2 protein-coding genes and 1 pseudogene are annotated in these 3,087 nt (G+C 41.2%); all 3 read right to left on the reverse strand.

Annotated elements, in window-relative coordinates; all coding sequences use genetic code 11:
• Window positions 1-632 precede the first annotated feature (632 nt).
• The gene (gene gla / locus HT688_RS10710; protein ID WP_000348129.1) at window positions 633-1,502 is read right to left on the reverse strand and encodes an aquaglyceroporin Gla; all 870 of its coding nucleotides are present in this window, start codon (window positions 1,500-1,502) and stop codon (window positions 633-635) included.
• A 222-nt stretch (window positions 1,503-1,724) separates the two neighbouring features.
• Window positions 1,725-2,375 carry a mucin-binding protein gene (locus tag HT688_RS12215; protein WP_044012429.1) on the reverse strand — a complete coding sequence of 217 codons (651 nt, stop codon included), beginning with the start codon at window positions 2,373-2,375 and terminating at the stop codon, window positions 1,725-1,727.
• A 72-nt stretch (window positions 2,376-2,447) separates the two neighbouring features.
• Window positions 2,448-2,996: pseudogene (locus HT688_RS12220) on the reverse strand (mucin-binding protein); the annotation flags it as partial.
• Window positions 2,997-3,087: the final 91 nt, after the last annotated feature.

Below are 3,087 nucleotides of genomic sequence, written 5' to 3' on the forward strand. Positions count from 1 at the left end.
CTTGAACTTGAAATTTGGCCTTGGGGAATTTCTTCAAACCACATCAGCTTGGTCAGTTCTACCTGCGACCTCAAAACTTGTGCTTTGGTCAAGCTGGGTTTAGTTTCCTAGTTTGCTCTTTGATTTTCATTGAGTATAAGATTGCAGATAAAACGATAACAATCATAGGACACAGCAGAGCCAATGTTGGTCGAAGAATAGCCCCCTAATCGCTTATTTTATGGCAAAATGAAATAAAAACTAAACATTTTGTTGAGGAAGGCAAATCAATTCCTCACAATGTTCGAGAAAGAAGGGCGGACTATTCCAACTTCAACCCACTATAAAGCAGACTTACAAGATAGGGAACCCATCTCCGATAATATAATATATAGTAGAATGAAAACTGCACAATTTGATTGGGGAATTCAAACTAATTTCTCACAATGTTTGAGAAAAAGGGTCTATTATTTCAACTGCAACCTACTATAGCCCATTAAAGTTGGAATAACCCACTGAGACTTTTAAACCACTGCTGGAGAGGAGTTTGTGTCGATTTTCTTTCATTTCCCTGAAAAATCAAAAAGAGAGAACCAATCTGATCCTCTCTTACTTATAAATGGTGCTCACTCAAATGTTAAAGGAGCTATTTCTTAGAGATAAAGGAATTTGAATACAGCTACTGCCGCAATTGCTGCTGCAATAGGTGCTACTACTGGTACCCAAGAATACCACCATTTTGAATCGCCTTTATTCTCACCAAGAACTGATTTCGGAAGGAAAGCATGAAGGAGACGTGGCCCCAAGTCACGAGCTGGGTTCAAGGCAGGTCCTGTAGGTCCTCCAAGTGATGTTACCAAAGCCATAACGAGGAATCCAAGTGCCAAGTGAGCCACAGAAAGTCCTGAAGCAGTGTGTGGAGCCACCTGTGCTTTAATAGCCAAGTCAGAAAAATCAACTGTCTGTCCTGCTTGTGTTGCCATTTGTTTCATGTATTGAAGCACTTCAGCACCAAAGAAGTTTTTAGTCAAACCGAGAGCTGCAAAGAACAAAACAAATGAACCAACAAACTCGTTTACAAAACCATTAACAGTTGCTGCATAGCGACTTTCTTTTGTACCATGGTCAATACTTGAAATAGTTGAGAAAGTTCCCAAGATGTTATTTGGGTTTTCAGTTTTCAAGTAGAATGGACGGTGTGTTGCCACAACTAAGGCTTGACCAAAGATAGCCCCCAAGACTTGCGCGATAATGTAAGGTACCACTTGTGCCCAAGGGAAAAGACCGCTAACTGCAAGTCCTAGAGTGAAAGCAGGGTTGATGTGGTTCCCAGATACGTTACCAAACATCAAGGCTGGGATCATAACCCCCATACCATAACCAACAGCGATGACGAGCCAGCCACTTTGGTGACCTTTCGTACCTTTAAGTTCAACGTTGGCAACTGCACCATTCCCAAGAATGATCAAAATGGCAGTTCCCAAAAATTCAGTGGCATATTTCAGTGCCCATGTGAAATCCATTTGCTAGATTCTCCTTAAAATTTTTTAGATATTCTTTATTCTATCAATTTTTACCCTATTTAGCAACTGATTTCTGGAAATATTTTTAAAAAAATAGGATTCAGAGTTTCCCAGTCTAATGAACTTGTAAGCGTTTTTAATCTTCTCGAAAGACCTCGTTCTCAAAACCAGGAAAAAGCCCACATCTGTGAGCTTTTCCTTGTTCCTAGATTCTAAAATCTATTATTTTTCATCTTCTTTTTTCTTGAAGAATCCTAATCCTAGACCAGCTAATAAGGTCATGATACCAGCGCTAGCCAAGGTAGCATTCGCTTCTGGACCTGTGTTTGGCAATTCCTCTCTTTTATTTGTCTCAGAAGTCGGAACTTCTGGGTCTGGACTCACTGGAATTTCAGTTTTTGGAGTACCTGGTTCTGGAGTTAGCTCTGGTATTGGAGTCTCTTGATTTGGTAGTTCTGGGTTTGGTGTCGGAACACTTGGATGCTCTGGATTTGGTTGTGGGTTTGGTTTGTCTGGAGTCGGTTCACCTGGAGCACCTGGTTCCTGAGGACTTGGAATTTCTGGAATTGGTTTTTCTGGTCTTGATAAACGGTCATACCTTACCAAAATAGTCGTACCTTTTGAATCTGCTGTTACTTCTGCATTCGATACTTTTGGTAAATCTGGTTTACCATAATTTTCAATTTCTGGCGATACGACTTCGTCCCAGTTGCCTGTTGTCCATTCACCTTCTGTCACGACTTTCGTCACTTTATTACGCTTGTTGGTTCTTGTTAATTCAACTGTTTGCGTAACTGGGCTAGCTACTTCTGTTGTTTCATCAGTCGCATCTACATACTTGATGGTACGGGTAACAGTTTCGCTTTCTTTAATATCTTCTGTAGCTTGCGGATATTTCACTACTTCGGTTGTATCTGTAGTTGTTGATGTTACAGTTGCTTCCGCTACAGTTGCCTTATCTGGGGCGTCATAGTTGGTTACAGTTGGAGAATCTTGAGAACCCCATGTACCTGTTGACCAGTCTCCTTCTGTTACTTTACCTGTCACTTTGTTACGCTTGTTGGTTCGCGTTAAGGTGACGGTTTGCGTAACTGGGCTACCTACTTCGGTTGTTTCATCAGTCGCATCTACATACTTGATGGTACGGGTAACAGTTTTGCTTTCTTTAATATCTTCTGTAGCTTGCGGATATTTCACTACTTCGGTTGTATCTGTAGTTGTTGACGTTACAGTTGCTTCTGCTACAGTTGCCTTATCTGGGGCGTCATAGTTTTCTACTGATGGTGAAGTTTTTTCGTCCCAGTTGCCTGTTGTCCATTCACCTTCTGTCACGACTTTCGTCACTTTGTTACGCTTGTTGGTTCTTGTTAGTTCAACTGTTTGCGTAACTGAATCAGCCACTTCTTTTGTTTCGTTGGCTTTATCGACATACTTGATGGTACGGGTAACAGTTCTGCTTTCTTTAACATCTTCTGTAGCTTGTGGGTATTTCACTACTTCGGTTGTATCTGTAGTTGTTGATGTTACAGTTGCTTCCGCTACAGTTGCCTTATCTGGGGCGTCATAGTTGGTTACAGTTGGAGAG

Source organism: Streptococcus sp. 1559, from assembly GCF_013276735.1.
GTDB classification, from domain to species: domain Bacteria; phylum Bacillota; class Bacilli; order Lactobacillales; family Streptococcaceae; genus Streptococcus; species Streptococcus pseudopneumoniae.

Excerpts from the sequence above, each read along its gene's own strand:
- gla (WP_000348129.1), bottom strand. The coding sequence starts at position 1,502 with ATGGATTTCACATGGGCACTGAAATATGCCACTGAATTTTTGGGAACT.